The sequence below is a fragment of the Chryseobacterium soli genome, from assembly GCF_000737705.1.
GTDB classification, from domain to species: Bacteria; Bacteroidota; Bacteroidia; order Flavobacteriales; family Weeksellaceae; genus Chryseobacterium; species Chryseobacterium soli.
This window is the reverse complement of sequence record NZ_JPRH01000007.1, coordinates 119,470-138,148: the sequence shown is the minus strand read 5'-3', so window position 1 is coordinate 138,148 and position 18,679 is coordinate 119,470. Positions and strand designations below refer to the sequence as shown.

Genomic DNA, 18,679 nt, shown 5'->3' with positions numbered 1-18,679 from the left:
ATTTCTTTATAAGTAATCGGCTACATCAATATCTCCTTTAACAACTAATTTTCCGTTCTCCAATACTTCCTGAAGAACGATCATATTGGCTCCGATATCCTGTTTGATTTTAACTTTAATGATTTCAGAACCGATGTATGGATCTGTAGTTCCGGGTTTGTATAATTCCAGGTATACGGGTGCTGAAGCGCTGAAAAAATTATATATTTTCACAGTTGTAAAATGATCTTTCCCGATGTTGTCGAATTCTGCAAGGACAACTCCGTTTTCTCTTTTCAACACTCCTTTTATATTGGCCAATTGGGAACCGGAATATTCCCCGAGATTCGGGAAAATAAATTCAAATCCTACTTTCCCCAGATTGACCTGAGGTTTTACAGCATAGGTTTGCAGAAAAATACCCGGAAGATTGAAGAAATTCAGATCTTTAAAATCCTGTATATTATGATAATTGATGGTGTATCTGGCTATTTCCGTATGGGTCTGGTTATTATGAATGGTAAGCTGATCGGTTTCATTTTCGTCCACCACAAACCTGAGCCTGGTTTCTATTTTATTGGTGTAAGAGGTATTTCCATTAATGGAGACGGGAACTCCGTTCAACCTGAGCTGAATGATATCCGGTTTGGAATATCCTATAATATTGATGTCTGCAGGCTTCTGTGCTTTGTCGTACGGCTGCATCACACTGCTGTCTGTACAGGAAAACAGGATGAACAGGACGATCAGTGTTACAATCTTTTTCATGGGTATTATATTAAATTTATAGCGTATCAGTTTAAAACTATTGCCCCACCCAATCGCAGGGCAATAGAACAATTATAAAAAAAACTATGTTGGATGTATTTTGAGTCAAAGTTTTTGCGGTCAGGCGTTTAACTTATCTTTATATAGGTTGTGTTTCATGGCAATTCCCGCGGAATATTAGTTTTAAGGATAGAAAGGGTTATTTTTTGATAAATTTCAGTCTTTCTGTAGTGTTTCCATCAGACACTTCCAGCATATACGTTCCGGTGTACAGCATCATAACACTGATGCTTTTTGAATATTGCGTCATCAGAACTTTTTGTCCAGCCATATTATATACGGCAACCGTTGTATTATTTTCTTTCAGTGCGGGATTGAGTTTCAGCTGTAAAAATGCGGTTACAGGATTCTCTGCTACCTGTGTTTTGTTTTTACCTGCTTTGGTGTCTTTTGTTCCTAAGAATGAAGTGGAAAAAATAGCCATCTCATCAATATTGATATTCTGGGAATTGGAAGCGGCTCCGGATGAAACCCTGTTTGACCAAAGTCCGATGTAAATTTTCTTTCCGGCAAAAGTTGAGATATCAATTAATGATTCAGCAAACTGAGTTAAATCTGCAGGCAAAACAGCCGTGGTTGCACTGAATTTATATAATGCCCCGCCAGTATTTTGTGCCTCCGTTGCCAATTGCTGGAAGTCAGACAATCCGGGAACCTGTTTTTGGGGAGTACTCACAAAAATATACACATCTCTGCTTACACTGGTATGGGTAGACCTTTGTCTTCCGATGTATCCGGCTAATGTGATGGTTCCGCCCACTCCTGTAAGATCGATTTCAGGAGAAATGATCCAGTCATTTTCTGTGGCAAAATTTGTGGCATTTCCTGTGGGAACCAAATTGATAGAATGACGAAGAACACCCGATGTTCCGTAGGTTAAAGCGGTACCGTTATGATAAATATTCTGTCCCTGCATCCATCCGTTTCCGTTGCTGTTCAAATCATGGAATGTCCATCCCTGTAAAGCTGCTGCAGAATCAAAAGAATTACTCCAAACCACGTACTGTGCAGCGATTGATTCTGATAAAAATACAATAGATAATAAAATTATTTTTTTCATAATACCAATTATTAAAGTTTTTGTTTGTAATAAAAGCAGGGAATAACAAGACTGCCTTCCCTGCTTTTTAAGTAAGTTTATTGTACTACTGAGAAATCATATTTTGTCCAGATTCCCTGGAAATTTCCACAGTTTCTTGGCGATACATTCCATCCTCCGTTGTTAAAGAATGGCTGGGACATTCCCCAAACTGAAGATGCTCCGGTTAATAAATTAGCAACAGGAATTCCCGCTGTTCCTGTTCCCAGCACAGCTGTTGAAAATCCGTGTACTTTAATCGTACTGTAAGAAGAGGCAGAAGATAATTCTGAACCTGAACCTTCCACTCTGATTCCTGTAGGATATCCTGTAACGACCGCATCATTTAACGTTAATCTACCGTTTCTTCTGATATGAATTCCGTTTTCATATACTGCTCCGTTAGCTGTACTTGAAGCTCCGATGATGGTAAGATTATTGATGACAGGATGGGTAAGCAATGCAGTAGCGGTACCACCAGCGTTGTTATCCAATTCGATACCGTTGGAATCAGGACTTCCACCACTTACAGTATGTGAAGAATTATAATCCGCTAAAGAAAGTGCACAGGTAATTGTCCCGGTGTATCCATTATCAAAATCGAAGTTATCATCTTCTGCAGCAAAAGAAACCAGGTTGGAAGCGTTCACCGTACCTCCGAAGAATTCGAAAGAATCATCCTGACCGTAAGATACCTGAATATGGTCTAATGTTGTTCCGTTTCCAACTCCTCCTAATGACAAGGCATTGACTTCGTTACCAGAATTAGCGCCTACAAAATCGTATCCGGCAAATTCAATACGAACATATTTTAATGTACCTGCATTATGGGCAGCATTGGTCCCTCCAAAATAATAATCGCTACCTGTCAACCCTTCGATAGTCGTTGTAGTCGGTACGTTTGTTGGTGCGTCTCCCAAAATAACAACTCCTCCGAAATCTCCCGGCGTAGCTGTGGTATCTTCGTTTCCGTCCAGCAACTTATAACTTGTAAAAATAATAGGCTGAGATTCTGTACCGGTAGCATTGATTTTACCTGTTTTAGTAATCACCAATATTCCTGAACCTTCTCCTATAGCGTTTGGTTTTGCCTTAATAAACGTACCTGGCTGTATGGTAAGCGTTGCTCCATCTTTAACGGTAACAATCCCGTTGATTTCTACCACTCCGCTCCATGTTGTATTGGACGTAATGGCACCACTAACAGTAGTTACAGGAAGTGCAGAAGCCGTAATATATTCAGCAGAAGCTGATTTCATTTCAAACGGAGTTGATGAATCTGCTAATGAATCATGTTGACACGCAGTAAGTGATAATGTTGCTGCAGCGATCAGAGTTAGTTTTCTCATAGTTAAAGATTTTAGAATAATCAGGTCGGTTGTTGATGTTTCAGACCTGATGATTTTTATTTTAGAAATACCCACCTCAGCATTTCTACGATTTGGTTAATTTTTTTACCCTGCAATACAGGAGGAGCTGTAGTGCAACGTTTCCCAATTGATCTGTCCGTATCCGGGAACCACAACGGACATTCAGTTTTACCTGAATCTGTACTGTTTTGCGCATGAACAGTAACTATTTGATTCATTCTCAGGGTACCGAAACCTGTACATTGCTATTCTGAGCTCTTTTCTTTATTGTATTGTTTTAAAAAGTATAATTCACACTTACCCCCAGCACTCTTCCGCTGTAGGCCCGAAAAAGTATTTTATCAATTCCTTTGTCGTATTTATCGGTAGCACCGGGCAGCAATCCCCACAATTCCCTTTCTGTTTGGGAAGCACCGCCTTTTGACACGGAGTAGGAATTGTAATTGTTGTAGTATTCCTTAACTCTGTTGAACAGGTTTTTGACATTGAATTTCAGCTCCAGATTTTTATTTCTCAGGAATTTATAGGAGATCTGTGCATCTGCCACCGCATAGGCACGCTGTATTTCTTCTCCGTTGTACGCGTAGCCTACAGTAATGTACTGGTCGCCTTTTGCATTGTATAAAAAGCTCAGTCCCAAACGGTCTCCGTCATACATCAGACCCAGGTTATAGGCATACGGTGTCTGTCCGTACAGAGGTCTTTCCACTTCATAGGTATCATCGGTGTCCATTGTTTTTTCTCTGTCTTTGAAAGCAATGACCTTCGTATTGTTGTAGGTAAAATTTCCGCTTATAAAAAGTTTCTCCAGAAAAGAATCCGTTGCAATGAAACCCAGGTTTTTTCTTATTTCCGCTTCAAACCCTTTCAGTTTGGCATTTTTTGAATTTCCGTTATAGAGGTATAAATTTCCTTCGTTGGAAATATATCCTTCCCGTTCAATGGGACGGTCGATATTTTTATAGTATAATCCTGCAGAAAATATTTCTCCCAATCCCGGAAACCATTCGAATTTAAAATCATAGTTATTCACCACCGATGAAACCATTTCGGTATTGTAGATAAGGCCGTTTGCGACCGGATCAAAATAAGGCAACCCCGTTCTTTCATTAAACTGAGGACGGATTACCGTTCTGCTGTAGGCAAGTCTCAGATTTATTGTATTGGTAGGACTGTATGTGAAATTTGCCGAAGGCATCCATTGCCAGGGTTTATCTTCAACCTCAGTTTTATTTACATTCCTTGAATCACTCGGATCCAGCTGCTGGGAAATAAGATCATACTTAAAATATTCTGCCCGTACTCCCCAGACCAGCCTCAGTTTATTTTTCCAGCGGTTGTCAAACATCACATACATCGCATGCTGTTTCACTTTCCCTTCATATTTTTCGTTTTTATAGAGCGGTCTTGTCTGCCATCCGATTCCTCCCGGTACATAATGTGAGCCGTTAAACCACTCAGCAAGTGAGCCGTCCAGGGTCAGCATATTGTTCCCACCGTTCGGTACATCCCTGTTTTCATCTACTCTTAATAAAAATTTCTGCTGCTGATTGGTATTGCTTTTTGAAGCTCCTGCATATCCAATTTTCAGATCATTCTTAAAGTTGCCTGCATTTTTTCTCCATTTGAGGGAACCACCGTAGTTGTAATCTGTTTCTTTGCTTTCGATATACCCTCTGGAGAAATCACTTGAGGAATTATTAATCTGATGATAGGTTAAAATTTCGCTTCCTATAAAATCATAAAAAGTCTGATGCTGTGTATAATCTTTGGTATCCGAAGAAACTCCCGTTCTTGCTGCAAACCAGTCGACATCCAGGTCTCCTATTTTGTGATTGCCTTCCAGCTTATTCTGTAAAAGGGTCTGGTAGATAGGATAATCCGTATTATCTGTATAAGGTTTGTCTAAAGATTTTATCTGGGAAGGATCATTATTCGGGATGACTCCGTTATAAAAATAATTATAGGAAGTTTCGGCATTGGAAGGCATTCCGCTTCCGCCAGTATATTCATTCCAGCCTGTGATTTTTGTTAAGGTGTTGTCATAAATATGCGTGTACGAGTTTCGGAAAGAAAGCCTGTTCTTACCAAGCTGCAATCCAAAATTCAGCATGCCCGCTACCGTAGAATTATAGGTGTAGGAAGCTCCTTTATTTTTAAAATTGTAAAATTTCACGGGTGCTGCTCCTTTTTCCTGCCAGTCATTGATAAGTTCAGTCGTATCCAGCCAGTTTCCTCTTCCTGTATGATCAATATCCAGCTTATTCTGTTCATTTCTTATCGTAAAAGCTCCTGCAAATCCCCATTTGTTATTGTTTTTAAACTTAAAGCTTCTTCCCAGCGCCAGCTGCATATTGGATCCCAGATCTGCTTTTGTTCCGTAGGTTGTGAAATTATCATTGACAAATTGTTTAGACTGGGTAAAAAATAAAGGATTGTTCCAGTCCATAGGTTCGAGTCCTTTAGGGAAATTCCTCGTTCCGTCATCATACCCGAAATAATCATATTTACCCTGTTTACGCGTCAGAAATTCTTTAAATGTTGAAAGGTCGTTATAAGAGGAACCCACACTTACCGTCGTAAAGTTTTCATTAGGAATATCTTTCGTTTTCACTTCCACATAACCCCCGGCAAAATTGGCATTCATATCAGGAGTGGCTGTTTTGCTTACCACAATACTTTCTACCATCGCGGTAGGAATAATATCAAATGAAAAATTCTGGTTATACGCTTCCGTACTCGGCAAACTGATTCCGTCCATTGCTGCCGTATTCCAACGTTCTCCCATGGAACGCACCACCACATATTTGTTATCAATGGTTGTGATTCCCGTCACTCTTTTCAAGGTTCCGCCCACGTCATTATCCGGGGTTTTGGAGATCTGTTCCGCAGAAATACCATCACTCATTTGAGCCGCTCTTTTCTGCTGAGCCAGTAATCCTGCCTGGGTATCAGACTTTCTGTTTCCCGTAATGACTACTTCTTTGATATCTGTTATTTTATCTGAAGCGGGCTTTAACGCAAATGAAATCATATTTGTTTCATGGGCACGTACTGACAGCTTTTCTACCCGTAAACTGTTGAATTTTGTAGCTTTCACCATCAAAACATACACCCCGGAAGGAAGATCCATCACAAAATCACCATTATTATCCGTTACCACGGTTTTTCCTGCAACGGTTACCTCTGCTCCCACTACCGGATTTCCAACTTCATCAACGATTTTTCCTGAAATTCTTCCCTCTCCCGTTACGGAAACAGCTGCTCCTTCATATTTAATTGAAATAAGATCCCCACGAAGGCGAAATGCCACCGGAAGCCCGTTTACGATATCTTTCAGACAATGATTCACAAGAATATTTTCACATTTCACTCCTTTTACTTTCAATTCTTTAATATCCATTTTTGAATAGGCCAGCCGCATCCCTGTTTTACCGGCAAAGTCTTCCAGGACTTCAATCAGCGGTTTACTGGCAGGGACCGAAAACGATACCTTCTGTATCAGCTCCTGCGCTTCTGCTGTCACCGTAAAAAATAGTACCGCGGCGGTAAACCCACATTTCAAACTTTTCATCTTCACTTTCTCTTTTTAATTTTATGTATCTGATTATTGTTTTTTGATGGTCGGATTTTATTTTTTCAGGGTATAGATGCGGTTTTCTTTTTGTACTTCCAGCCCCAGTATAAAGGCCAGTGCTTCCATATTTTCATCCGTACTGCCTCCCGTAAAATCCGCAGTAATTTTCTTTTCTGCTGCTTCTGAAGGATATAGAATACGTATTTCATCATTTTTCTGTAAAATATCAACGACTTGTTTTAACGGAACATCATTAAAGCTTAAGGACAACACTACCGGATGCTTTTTGCCGGATGTTTTCGGTACGATCAGAGAAACAATTGCTGATGTATGGGCTATCCCGAAGTTGGTCCATTTCTGATGAGGTGTAAGATAGGATACCGGAATTCCGGAAGAGGATACTGCCACCTTCCCTTCGTAAAGCTCTACAGCCTTGGTGATTCCCGATTGGGAAACTTTAAAAACCGTTCCCAATACTTTGGTACTGAAACCATCAGCACGGACAATAAAAGGATGGATTTTAGATTTGGCTACAGAAAAGACGGCATCTCCCTTTAAGTCGACTATTCGGGTTTCTGCAGGAAAAGATTTTTCTACCGTAAGTTCAGCACCACGTAAAAGTGTTACGACTGAACCATCTTCTAAATGTACAGTACGCGTACCTGATTCGGCAGTATAAATATCTGCTTTAAAGAATGTTTGGTAAGTAAAAATGCCTCCCAGCGAAAGAAGCAAAATAATAACTGCGGCAATCTTATATGCATAGTTTCTAAAAGTAAGACGTGGAGCTATGGTAACTGGCTGTATAAAATAAGGTTCCAGCAATGATAGGACCCTTTCTCTGGATTCTTCCAAATGGTTTTGATCAAGGCTTTTTTCTGCATGTGCTTTCCAGATAGTTAATACTTCCGTTTCTTTTTCAGAAATGGTCTCGCCTGATATTTCCCGCTTCCAGAGTTTGAAGACAAAAGCTTCGGTATTTTTATATTTTAAACTTTTCATACAGTATTTCATTGGCATCCACAGATGCTGCTATCTATAAGACTATGAAAATGAAATACTTCCCTAAGCTATTCGTAACATTCTATTAACTTTACACGAGCTTATCAACAATTTTGAGGGATTTTATCTGTTTTATCAACATTCCCGTCATATTTACCCGCTGATTTTCAGAAATAATTAATCTTACCTTATTGAAAGTTCACAAAAAGTTAATTTTTCTTTAGGTAATTTTGCGGTACAACTATGACACCTACAGATTATACTTTATTAAAGAAAATAAAATCAGGCGACCGGCCTGCCTTTATGCTATTGTATGAACGGTACTGGGCCCATCTCTACCGCTTTGTTTTCGTAAGAACCAAAGACAAAGAGATCTCAGAAGAACTTCTGCAAAACCTTTGGATAAAGATCCTTGAGGATACGGCCACCATACAGACGGATGAATCGGAAAGTGCCAAAGGCTATCTGCTGCGTTACCTGCATTACAGGGTGATTGATCATTATAACAGCTATAAAAAAATACCTTCAACAGTAAGTATTGATGAGTTTGATATTCCAGCGGTGGCAGAGACTACGGATACCGAATATTTTGAAATTCTTGAAGGAAATGAAATTTCTGAACTGCTGTCCATGATTGATGAGGTAGTGGACCAGCTTTCTTCTACTGAACAGCAGGTCTATGATATGAGGATCCGGAAAAACATGTCTGTGAATGATACGGCAGAAGCTTTAGGAATAAGCAGCAAAACCGTCAGTAATAAGCTTAGCAAAGCTCTTGGAGAAATCCGGGAACAGCTCAGCCCGGAATATCAGTCTTCTAAAAAACTGGTTTCTATATTGATGCTGATGGAGATGCTGACGAAGTATTGATTATAATAAAAAAAGATAGAAATTATAATCCATCAGAAAATTTATTGCCAATGAATTGATAGAAAAGAGAAAGATAAAACAGGTTTTTCACCTATCCTAAAGCCAAAAGTTCCTTCCCTTCAAAAACCCACTTGTTATTTACCTGCTTAAAATAATAAATTTCATATTTTGCTCCGCTTCCTAAAGATTTAACAACCTCAACAGCAGAATATTGATTGTTTTTGCTAATAACCAGATTAACAAAAGAAACATTGATTACGTCATTCCGGTTTTTAAAAATATTATCACTGTTAAAAAAAGTCGATACTCACCAATATTTTTTTGGGGTATTTCTGCCAGCTTTATAAGATCATTATCTATTTTTTCATTGCTTAATTGAAACTTATCCTGAAATTTTTTAATTACAGCTTCCTGGTCAGCCTTAATTTCGCCTACATACTGATAAATGGAAACATCCAAAGGATTACCAGATAATTTGAAATACTCTAAATGATCCAACAATATTGTGAAATTTTGTGTAATTAATTGTTTTCCGAGCTGCGCTTTTTGTTCTTTATTCTGACAAGAAAAAAGTAAAAAAAGCAGCAGATATTTAAAATTCTCAACCATGTTGATTTTGTTTTGTATACGTTCTCATCATAAGTCCAAAATATATTAAAACAAGCAATGTATTCCCGAACTGAATATGTTCTTCAATACAATAAGAATTTGTAAAACTAGATAAATACAAGGAAATATTATAATTTTAACCTTATGAATACTACAGAAAAAATAAGTAAAGAAGTGAAAGGGTTCCATGAAGATATTGAAAAATGGTTTCACGGACAGGAAAAAGATAAGGACAGTCTTTATGAAAAACTTTTATCCGGTTTTGCACCCGATTTTACAATGGTAAATGGTAATGGTAATACTATTTCTTTATCTGCCTTTGCTGAATGGCTACCGGGAGTATACGGTAAGTTTCCTGAGCGTCGTATTATCCTTGAAAATATTGAAATAACCCATACCGAAAGCCATGGGCTGGCTTCCTATATTGAGATCCAGATCACGGGTGATGCTACGACGAGACGTCAGTCGTCCGCAGTATTTCTGGTGAATGAGGAAAAAGCAGTATGGCTTCACCTCATCGAACACTGGATTTAGTGCTTGTTCCGGAAAAGTTATCCCGTAAGATAAAGGTCCGGAAACCATATTAGTGTAAAGAAGTCTATAATTTACTGAGTGATTTTATACACACAACGCTGTGCTCCTAAAAGAATATGTTTCACGCGGTCTACTTTGTAAGGGCTGCCGATCAGGTTTTGAAAATTAGATAATTCGGCACGGCAAAACCCCTGACATTCAGCAGCGGCAGCGCATATCGGACAGTGATTTTCGATGAGGAAATATTCACCTTCTTCTTTTTTCCATTCTGCCATATATCCTTCTTCAGTTCTGATGTTAGCCAGAATCTCCAGGCGCTGTTCCAGTGATTCTGCTTTTTCCAGTAGTTTTTCATACCGCTCATACGTATTCTTTTCACGGTCATTGATTAACAAATTCAATGCATTTTCACCCAACAGATTTTTTACCGATCTCAGCAGCTGAACGGTTACATCAGCGTGCATATCGGGAAATTGTGCAAAGCCTTTTTCTGTCAGGGTATAATAGGTAGAAGGTCTTCCGACTCCTTCACTTTTAGCAACAGATTTGATCAAACCTTCTTGTGAAAGATTCAGTAAATGTTTTCTCGCCCCTTCCTTTGTTATGGCTAATTCTTCAGAGATTAAAAGCGAAGTGGCCTCGCCTCTCATTTTTAAAAACATTAAAATGCGTTCTGCTGCCGATTTTTTCATTTGACAATACTTACGTTGTTTTATTTTAAGACAACAAATATAGTCATTTTCTATAATCTCCAATTTACAAGCACAAATCAATCTTGTACAGTCAGTTATCAAATAACTGCAGAATTTAATTAAACAACTTTAAAGTTGTTTAATTAAAAGATATTATTACCTTTGTCCCATACTAATCAAATAAACTACGTTATGAAACCATTTACATTACCACAACTATCTTATGCTTATGATGCACTGGAACCTTTTATTGATCAGGAAACAATGACCATTCATCATCAACGTCATCATCAGGCCTACGTTGATAATCTGAACGCAGCGTTAGAAAAAAGCAATGAAACCACTACTGATCTGGAGGCTCTATTACAAAGAATAAGTGAATACAGCCCGGCAGTAAGGAACAATGGCGGCGGACATTATAATCATTCTTTATTCTGGGAACTTCTTTCTCCTGAACCGAAGCATATTCCTGAAGGAAAATTGGCAGAAGCTATTGATTCAGCTTTTGGAAGTTTAGAAAACCTAAAAACAGAAATGAAGAAAGGAGGTTTGGGACAATTCGGATCCGGATGGGTATGGCTGTATGTAAAATTCAGCGGTGCTCTTGCCGTAAGCTCAACACCGAATCAGGACAGTCCCATGATGGATATGCAGTCAACGAACAGAGGTTTTCCCATTCTGGGAATTGATGTATGGGAGCATGCCTATTATTTAGCATATCAGAACAAAAGAGCCGATTATTTAGAAGCGTTCTGGTCCGTACTGGATTGGTCTGTTGTTGAAAAAAAATATGAAGAAGCTCTTTTAAAAATCAAATAACAGATCGGTATCTGATTAAAATATATATCATGGATCAAGTATTCGTTAACAAAGCAGCAGCCTCGGGAATTATAGCCATTGACCTGTTAGTCTATAAACCTTCGGTTGAAGTACTGGAATTAGATATTAAAGATCATCTTTTCATGGGAATGATTGTGAAAGAAAAGGAGTTTAAAGATTCCGTTTCTGCAGTAGATTTCTCTATGTATCAAGGGAAAGCAGTGGCCGTATTCTGTTCTGTAGATGCTATCATTCCGCCTTGGGTGTATATGATGCTGATGGAAAAGCTGTATCCATATGCCATTTATACTGATCTTAATACTTCAGACATTGTAATTCTGGATCTATGGAAACAAAATCTTATCCGTGCAGATCTGGAACCGTATAAAGATCAGAAAGTGGTAGTCCGAGCCGGAACTGACATCCCTCCTGCCCTATACTTGTTGGCTACCAGACTGTTGAAACCGTTAGTCAAAAGTTTGATGTACGGCGAAATTGGCCTGCCAAAGATAATTTTCAAAAATTAAAACAAAATGAAAGCACTTATATTTAACGGAGCGTTAGAAAGAAGACCATTTTCTACGTCAGGGCTCCTTACTACCTATTTTACAGAGAAACTCAAAATGCTGGGGATTACTCATGAAACTTTTGCACTAGCAGATTCCGGTATTCCTCTTTATGATATCACCCTTACCAAAACGCCGCTGGCTGTAGAGCGTATGACGCAACTGTTTCTGGATGCAGATATTCATTTCTGGCTGGCACCGCTTTATCACGGAAGCATTCCGGGAGTGATGAAAAACTGCCTGGATTGGCTTGAAGTCACTGCGGATGCACCTCAGCCTTATTTAACCGATAAAACGGTAGGAATGGTATGCTGGGCGGATGGTCTTCAGGCCATGCAGGGCATTAATACAATGGATGCTATTGCCAAGTCATTACGGGCATGGCCGCTTCCCTTCAGTGTTGCTATGATCCGAACTTCTTTATTCGATCAGGAAAACAGAATTACCCCGATGTATGCTGATAAACTCGACCGGCTGATTGACATTGCAACCACCAAGAAAATAGAAAAAATTGTACTTGCTGATAGTTATAGATAAGATAAACAGAACTCTGTAGCTATTGTTCATTATTTTTGATTAAATTTAATAAAGGGATTCTAAGACAAAATCCTGTTGAAAGAATCCCTTTTTTTAAACAATTCAGATTCGGAGTATTGTTCATCATCTATTCAAATAAAATAATTGAGTCTAAACAATTAACAGCATGGCAATAAAAATAACAGACGATTGCATCAACTGCGGTGCATGTGAGCCTGAATGTCCCAATTCGGCTATTTATGAAGGAGCTATTGACTGGCGGTGGCAGGACAAAACAAAACTTTCCGGAAAAGTAATTTTTCCTGACGGTACAGAAAAAGATACCAGTGCTTTCAACGAGGCTGTTTCAGATGATGTCTATTACATTTTTGCCGGAAAATGTACGGAGTGTAAAGGGTTTCATGAGGAACCGCAGTGTAAAGCGGTATGCCCGGTAGACTGCTGTGTTGACGATCCCGACCATCGGGAAACAGAGGAAGTCCTCCTGAGCCGGCAGAGATTTCTTCATACGTAATCAAAATTCTAATTACCTGTCTCATCATATAACCACTGTTTCGCAGTGGTTAATTTGTGTAAATAAATAGGTAAATCAATATATTCCTGCAAAAGCAGCTCTTTACCGAACTTCTTTAGGATTGGTTAAAGCAGCTATCCTGGATTGCGCATACTTAATCTGCTCTGTTTCTTTTTCCGGATCCGGTTTGTTTTTCAGGTACATCGTATAATAGCTGACTGCATTTTTAGGTTGTTTTAAATTGAGGTCATACAAAATGCCCAATCGGTAATAAATGACATTACTAGTTGTAAAAGTCAATCCTCTTTTATACGCAACAAGTGCATCGGGAAATTGATTTTTAGCCTCGTAAATTCCTGCCAAAGCAGCATAATAGACCGAAATATGATCTGAAACAGCTTCATCTATGGTTTTCTGGGCATAGAGAGCAGCTTTATCATATTCTTTCAATTCACGATAGCTTAAAGCCATATAATATAAAGTTCCTTCATTCTGAATATCTAAAGCTTCTAACATGCTATAAAAACTGATGCATTTCTGATAGTCTTTAAGGTAAAAATAAGCCTGTCCCATATCATTCATTACATTCGGATCAGCATTTACTTTCATCAGTTTTTCTCCTGTTTCAACGACTTCCTGGTATTTACCCAATTGATTTGCCAGTGATAATTGACTCTGCTGCAATGTGAAATTTTCCGGATCCGCAACAATGGCAGTTTTAAGCACATCATATCCCTGCTGATATTGTCTGAGATCGCGGTACAGCATCGCCAGATCATAGGCAGCATCCGGATCTGCAGGATTCAGGGTATTGGCTTTTTTGAGGTAAGAAAGTTTTGTTTCAGGCTTATCTTCAAATACCGCCAGTTGTTTATAGGCATTGAAATTGAGGCTGTCCAGCTGGATAATCTGCTGAAGATAGGATTTGGCTTTCGCAGCATTCTTCCTTCTGGAATTGATATGAGCCAAACTAAAGAGAACCGGGAGGTTGCTGGGTTCTATAGCATTTACTTTAAGATAGTTTTTTTCTGCTTCCTGTAATTTCCCAGCCATCATATTGCAATAGGCCATCTGGGTTAATGCTTTTATATCCTGTGTGTTTTCAGGGTAGATATTTTGCAGATATTGGGCAGCATCCGCGTAACGCTGTGTTTCGTAATATCCGAGGAGTTTTTCTTTATCTATATCCGCTTTTTGTGCAGTTGCATTATTAAAAATGCATACCATAAAAAGCAAGGGAAGACCGATTTTCATATACTGTGATTTTTAACCAAATTATCAGTTATTTATTAAGCCACCAAATTTTTCTGTTATATTATGATCTATATTCAGCTCATTTTAAGAAAATTTGGTGGCTTAAACAGCACTCCTCTATTTTGCTTTTACTTCATCGTATATCTTTTGAGTATTAGGCGTATCTACATGAAGCTGTGCACCCAATTGTAAGACGGCACCACCTAATAATTCCAGTTCATTATTTTCTTTTCCTGAATTGACATCCAGCTGTAATGATGTAGGAGTTTCGGAAGGAAATCCGGCTGCTTTTTCAAATGTTTTTTCAATAATATCCTTTTGAAGAGGAATATTTTTCCGGTCAGCCATCTGCTGTATTTCCTTCATGATTTCCGTGGCTTCCTGTTTCTGTAATTCGTCCGTACAAACCATACCAATGGAAGAATTATGCTTTGCAGTCACCAGTCCGAAACTTGATATAAAAATAAACTTTGTCCAGATATCCGTTAATGAATTGTCCTTAAAATCAAGATCAATTTTACTGTCTCTTAATAAACTTACAATCCAGTCCACATCTGCCGAAAAATGCTCCGGATCTCGTCCTACGATCATTTTTCCAGCCTTTCCTTTATGTTCTACCACTCCTTTTTTTTTGATATGGGAAGCTACATAAATACAGGTTGGTAAAATCACGTTATCAGGAATCACTTTTCGTATTCTTTCGTAGATATCGGCCCCATTCATCATAGGAAGCAATACCGTATCTTTATGGATAACCTGCAACAACTGACTGCAGACATTCTCCAGATCATATTCTTTCACACAGATCAGAACCAGATCAGGATTTTTAATTTCACTGATATGCTGCACTACAGCATCGGGATGCGTCTGGCTTACGGGATGTTCAGGAGAAAGTAAGGTTAACCCTTCTTCTTTTACTTTTTTATAGGTTTCTCCTCTTGCAATAAAGGAAATGGTATGGTGTTGCAGGGTTTCATTCGTTTGGTTGATTTTAAAACCAAAATATCCGCCTACACCACCAAGTCCGGCGATGACAACATGTTTCTTACTCATTAATTTATTTTTAGAATGCTTCCTGTTTATGAAGCAAAAAGTTGATGATCATTATTTCGGTTCCCACAATTCTATTTTGTTCCCCTCCGCATCAAGAATGTGAACAAATTTTCCAAAATCATAGGTTTCTATTTTGTCTAGAATGGTTACGCCTTCTTTTTTAAGTTCTTCTACCAATCCTTCCAGATCAGCAACCCTGTAATTGATCATAAAATCTTTTGAAGAAGGCTCAAAATATTTTGTATCGGCAGCAAACGGAGTCCATTGGGTCGCTCCTTCTTTGGTTGTATCAGATGCTTCCCGCCACTCAAAAGTGGCTCCATAATCGTTGGTGTCTAAACCAAGATGCGTTTTATACCATTCTTTCATTTTGTTTGGATCTTTGCATTTAAAAAAAATACCTCCAATTCCTGTTACTTTTTCCATATTCTCTGTTTTAATTAAAATTTCTGGCAGCAGCATCACCGAATGATACCACAAGTGATAAAATTATTACTATTTTTTTATTTCAGGGCAATATTTTATGCTTTACATAGTTTTTATGTAGAATTCCGGTTCCGCTTTTATTCAAAACTTGAAATCCCTTAATAAAGGTAAGCGATATCTGTGGGAAAAAACGATTATCTCGGCTTACTTATTTAAAGTGACCTATTAAGGAACGATCAAAAATATCAAAATGTATGATGACTCATCTGCTTAAAAATTAAACAATGATCATTTACTATTTCACAATAAATTGAAAAATATCAAATAAAAATGAAATTATCCTATCCAATAATTAAGGTTTAATCCCGTTTAAAACATAAAAATTAACATATTCGAATCTTTTTTAAAATTTAAAATACCTATTTTCGCGCTACTTATTTTAGGTATAAAAAAATTTAAACACCATCACCTTATAAAAAACTATTTAGCCTTGACTTATCTATATATTTTCTTCTCTGTTCTTTCGATAGACCACTCAACATAAGTTTTAACTTTTAAAACATGATATTTTCTATTTTCTTTAACCCTAATCCACAACCTATTATTCTTAGATTTTTACTATTTTAAACATCAACTGAATGCAAACATCTTTTTTAAAAATTGCTACTGCCACGGCTGCACTCTGTTTCAGCACGTTCGCAATAGCACAACAGAAGTATTCTGTAAGCGGAACCATTAAAGACAAAAAAAATGGCGAGCTGCTGATTGGAGTAACTGTAAAAGTAGCTGAGGATCCAACGATTAACGTTGTTGCAAATGAATACGGCTTTTACTCGCTGTCTTTACCGGAAGGCAATTATACGATGATCATTTCGTATCCGGGTTACAGAGATTTTGAACAGCAGATAAAAGTGGATCAGAATATTAAACTGGATCTGCCGCTCAGCCAGGAAGAGCAAAGTGTAGGAAAGATTGATGAAGTCGTTATTTCCGGGATTAAAAAAGATAAAAACCTAACGTCAGCACAGATGGGTACTGAGACGTTAAGCATCAAAAATATAGAAAAACTGCCTGTCCTGTTCGGGGAAAAGGACGTTATGAAAACGATACAGCTCTTGCCAGGTATTAAAAGCAATGGTGAAGGAAGCAGCGGATTCAGTGTGCGAGGTGGTGCTACGGATCAGAATTTAATATTATTAGATGAAGCACCTGTTTACAATGCGTCTCACTTATTAGGATTTTTCAGCACATTCAACAGTGATGCATTAAAAGACGCCAGCATCATCAAAGGAAACAGTCCGGCACAATACGGAGGCCGTCTTTCTTCGGTGATGGATGTAAAAATGAAGGACGGAAATAACCAGGATTATAACGTCAACGGAGGAATCGGTCTTATCAGCAGCAGGCTGAGCGTAGAAGGGCCCATTCAAAAAGAAAAATCATCATTTATTGTATCGGGAAGAAGAACCTACGCCGATTTGTTCCTGAAATCAACGGATGATTTTAAAGACAGCAAATTGTATTTTTATGATCTTAACCTGAAAGCCAATTATCAGATCAATGATAATAACCGCCTTTATCTGTCCGGATATTTTGGAAGAGATGTGCTGGGTATCGGGAAAACGTTCTCAACGGATTGGGGTAATACTACCGCAACATTGAGATGGAACAGTATCATCAACAGTAAATTGTTCTCCAATACTTCATTCATCTACAGCAATTATAATTATAAAATCAGCTTAGAAAGCAACGATAATACCTTTGGCTTAAACTCCCAGATTGAAGACTGGAATCTTAAGCAGGATTTTACATGGTTTGCAGGAAATAAGCATTCCGTTCGATTTGGCTTCCAGTCTATTTACCATACCCTGACGCCAAGCAGTGCTTCCGGTACCAGCGTAAGCAGCTTTCCAAGAAATCCAAGATATTCATGGGAAAATGCGGTGTATATGAATGACGATTTTAAAGCTTCAGATAAGCTTACCGTTAATTATGGACTAAGACTTTCTACCTTCAGTGTATTGGGTGGTGACACATTCAATACCTATGAAAACGGGACTCTTACAGGAAGTCAGTATCTGGAAAAAGGGAAATTCGGAAAGACCTATGTTAATCTTGAACCGCGTATTACTGCCAATTACCGTATCAATGAGGTAAGCAGTGTAAAAGGTGGCTATTCCCGTAATACTCAAAATCTCCACCTGCTAAGCAACAGTAGCAGCGGAAATCCTACCGACCAATGGATCGGAAGCAGTTATACGGTAAAACCGGAAATTGCAGACCAGGTAAGTTTGGGCTACAGCCGAAATTTCAATCATAACAATTATGAGATTAATGCAGAGATTTATTATAAATCCATGCAAAACCAAATTGATTTTAAAAATGGTGCTCAAATCACCTTTGATACAGCCGCAGACGTAGAAAGTGAATTGCTGTTTGGGAAAGGAAGAGCCTATGGTCTGGAACTGATCGCCAAAAAGAAATCCGGGAAACTGACGGGCTGGATCTCTTATACGTTATCTAAAACGGAAAGAAAAATCAATGGTATCAACGATAATGAATGGTACGATGCCAGAATGGATAAAACCCATGATCTTTCGATCGTTGCAACGTATGAACTGAATAAAAAGTGGTCTGTTTCAGGATTGTTCCTTTACAGCACCGGAAATGCCGTTACCTTTCCTACCGGGAAATATGAGCTGAACGGGCAAACGATCTTCCAGTACAGCAGCCGGAATGCAGACAGAATGCCTGCATACCACAGAATGGATCTTAGTGCTACGTATGAGCCGGAAACCACCAAACGTTTCCGTGGATCATGGTCATTCGGTATTTATAATTTGTATGGACGCGAAAATGCCTATACGATCACTTTTGAAGACAATCCGAATAACCCGGGAACTACCCGCGCTATGCAGACGTCATTATTCCGTTGGGTACCAAACATCACTTACAATTTCAAATTTTAAAT

General features: G+C 38.4%; 17 protein-coding genes. 7 read left to right on the top strand and 10 right to left on the bottom strand.

All coding sequences use genetic code 11. The features are described from left to right. Positions 1 to 6 precede the first annotated feature (6 nt). The 5 genes from IW15_RS16055 to IW15_RS16030 form a co-directional block, all read right to left on the bottom strand. Entirely contained in the window at positions 7 to 747 is a 741-nt protein-coding gene (locus IW15_RS16055) for a hypothetical protein (RefSeq protein ID WP_034713400.1), read from the bottom strand. A 199-nt stretch (positions 748 to 946) separates the two neighbouring features. Continuing rightward, positions 947 to 1,867, bottom strand: a complete 921-nt coding sequence (locus IW15_RS16050) for a T9SS-dependent choice-of-anchor J family protein (RefSeq protein WP_034713397.1) — start codon at positions 1,865 to 1,867, stop codon at positions 947 to 949. A gap of 77 nt (positions 1,868 to 1,944) precedes the next feature. Next, the gene (locus IW15_RS16045) at positions 1,945 to 3,234 is read right to left on the bottom strand and encodes a hypothetical protein (protein WP_034713395.1); all 1,290 of its coding nucleotides are present in this window, start codon (positions 3,232 to 3,234) and stop codon (positions 1,945 to 1,947) included. A gap of 298 nt (positions 3,235 to 3,532) precedes the next feature. Then, complete coding sequence (locus tag IW15_RS16035; protein ID WP_034713391.1) at positions 3,533 to 6,829, bottom strand: TonB-dependent receptor; 3,297 nt, start codon at positions 6,827 to 6,829, stop codon at positions 3,533 to 3,535. Between the two features lie 57 nt (positions 6,830 to 6,886). Beyond that, complete coding sequence (locus IW15_RS16030) at positions 6,887 to 7,834, bottom strand: FecR family protein (protein ID WP_228384382.1); 948 nt, start codon at positions 7,832 to 7,834, stop codon at positions 6,887 to 6,889. Between the two features lie 243 nt (positions 7,835 to 8,077). Here IW15_RS16030 and IW15_RS16025 point away from each other — a divergent pair, with 243 nt between their 5' ends. Beyond that, positions 8,078 to 8,704: an RNA polymerase sigma factor gene (locus IW15_RS16025; protein WP_034713387.1), complete on the top strand. Its 627-nt coding sequence runs from the start codon at positions 8,078 to 8,080 to the stop codon at positions 8,702 to 8,704. A gap of 255 nt (positions 8,705 to 8,959) precedes the next feature. Here the strand turns inward: IW15_RS16025 and IW15_RS16020 are convergent, their stop codons facing one another. Next, complete coding sequence (locus IW15_RS16020; protein ID WP_034713384.1) at positions 8,960 to 9,313, bottom strand: hypothetical protein; 354 nt, start codon at positions 9,311 to 9,313, stop codon at positions 8,960 to 8,962. 144 nt (positions 9,314 to 9,457) lie between these two features. On the opposite strand from IW15_RS16020, the gene IW15_RS16015 reads away from it, so the two are divergent. Further along, positions 9,458 to 9,847, top strand: coding sequence for a hypothetical protein (locus IW15_RS16015; RefSeq protein ID WP_034713382.1), 390 nt, complete (start codon positions 9,458 to 9,460; stop codon positions 9,845 to 9,847). Between the two features lie 71 nt (positions 9,848 to 9,918). On the opposite strand, the gene IW15_RS16010 is transcribed toward IW15_RS16015, so the two are convergent. Continuing rightward, positions 9,919 to 10,539: a helix-turn-helix transcriptional regulator gene (locus IW15_RS16010; RefSeq protein WP_034713380.1), complete on the bottom strand. Its 621-nt coding sequence runs from the start codon at positions 10,537 to 10,539 to the stop codon at positions 9,919 to 9,921. A 192-nt stretch (positions 10,540 to 10,731) separates the two neighbouring features. On the opposite strand from IW15_RS16010, the gene IW15_RS16005 reads away from it, so the two are divergent. The 4 genes from IW15_RS16005 to IW15_RS15990 all read left to right on the top strand — a co-directional run bounded on the left by IW15_RS16005 (position 10,732) and on the right by IW15_RS15990 (position 12,975). Beyond that, positions 10,732 to 11,358, top strand: coding sequence for a superoxide dismutase (locus tag IW15_RS16005; RefSeq protein WP_034713379.1), 627 nt, complete (start codon positions 10,732 to 10,734; stop codon positions 11,356 to 11,358). 29 nt (positions 11,359 to 11,387) lie between these two features. Next, complete coding sequence (locus IW15_RS16000; RefSeq protein ID WP_034713376.1) at positions 11,388 to 11,885, top strand: DUF2480 family protein; 498 nt, start codon at positions 11,388 to 11,390, stop codon at positions 11,883 to 11,885. A gap of 6 nt (positions 11,886 to 11,891) precedes the next feature. Further along, positions 11,892 to 12,461 (top strand): NADPH-dependent FMN reductase, encoded by a 570-nt coding sequence (locus tag IW15_RS15995; RefSeq protein WP_034713373.1) that lies wholly within the window; start codon positions 11,892 to 11,894, stop codon positions 12,459 to 12,461. A gap of 166 nt (positions 12,462 to 12,627) precedes the next feature. Beyond that, a complete protein-coding gene (locus tag IW15_RS15990; RefSeq protein ID WP_034713370.1) occupies positions 12,628 to 12,975 on the top strand; it encodes a 4Fe-4S binding protein in 348 nt (115 codons plus the stop codon). Between the two features lie 102 nt (positions 12,976 to 13,077). Here IW15_RS15990 and IW15_RS15985 read toward each other — a convergent pair whose 3' ends face one another. From IW15_RS15985 to IW15_RS15975, 3 genes are all read right to left on the bottom strand, one after another. Further along, complete coding sequence (locus tag IW15_RS15985) at positions 13,078 to 14,229, bottom strand: tetratricopeptide repeat protein (RefSeq protein WP_034713368.1); 1,152 nt, start codon at positions 14,227 to 14,229, stop codon at positions 13,078 to 13,080. A gap of 117 nt (positions 14,230 to 14,346) precedes the next feature. Beyond that, positions 14,347 to 15,282, bottom strand: a complete 936-nt coding sequence (locus IW15_RS15980; protein ID WP_034713365.1) for a ketopantoate reductase family protein — start codon at positions 15,280 to 15,282, stop codon at positions 14,347 to 14,349. 51 nt (positions 15,283 to 15,333) lie between these two features. Beyond that, entirely contained in the window at positions 15,334 to 15,708 is a 375-nt protein-coding gene (locus tag IW15_RS15975; RefSeq protein ID WP_034713546.1) for a VOC family protein, read from the bottom strand. Positions 15,709 to 16,346: 638 nt separating this feature from the next. Here IW15_RS15975 and IW15_RS15970 point away from each other — a divergent pair. Next, the gene (locus IW15_RS15970; protein WP_034713364.1) at positions 16,347 to 18,677 is read left to right on the top strand and encodes a TonB-dependent receptor; all 2,331 of its coding nucleotides are present in this window, start codon (positions 16,347 to 16,349) and stop codon (positions 18,675 to 18,677) included. The last annotated feature ends 2 nt before the right edge of the window (positions 18,678 to 18,679 follow it).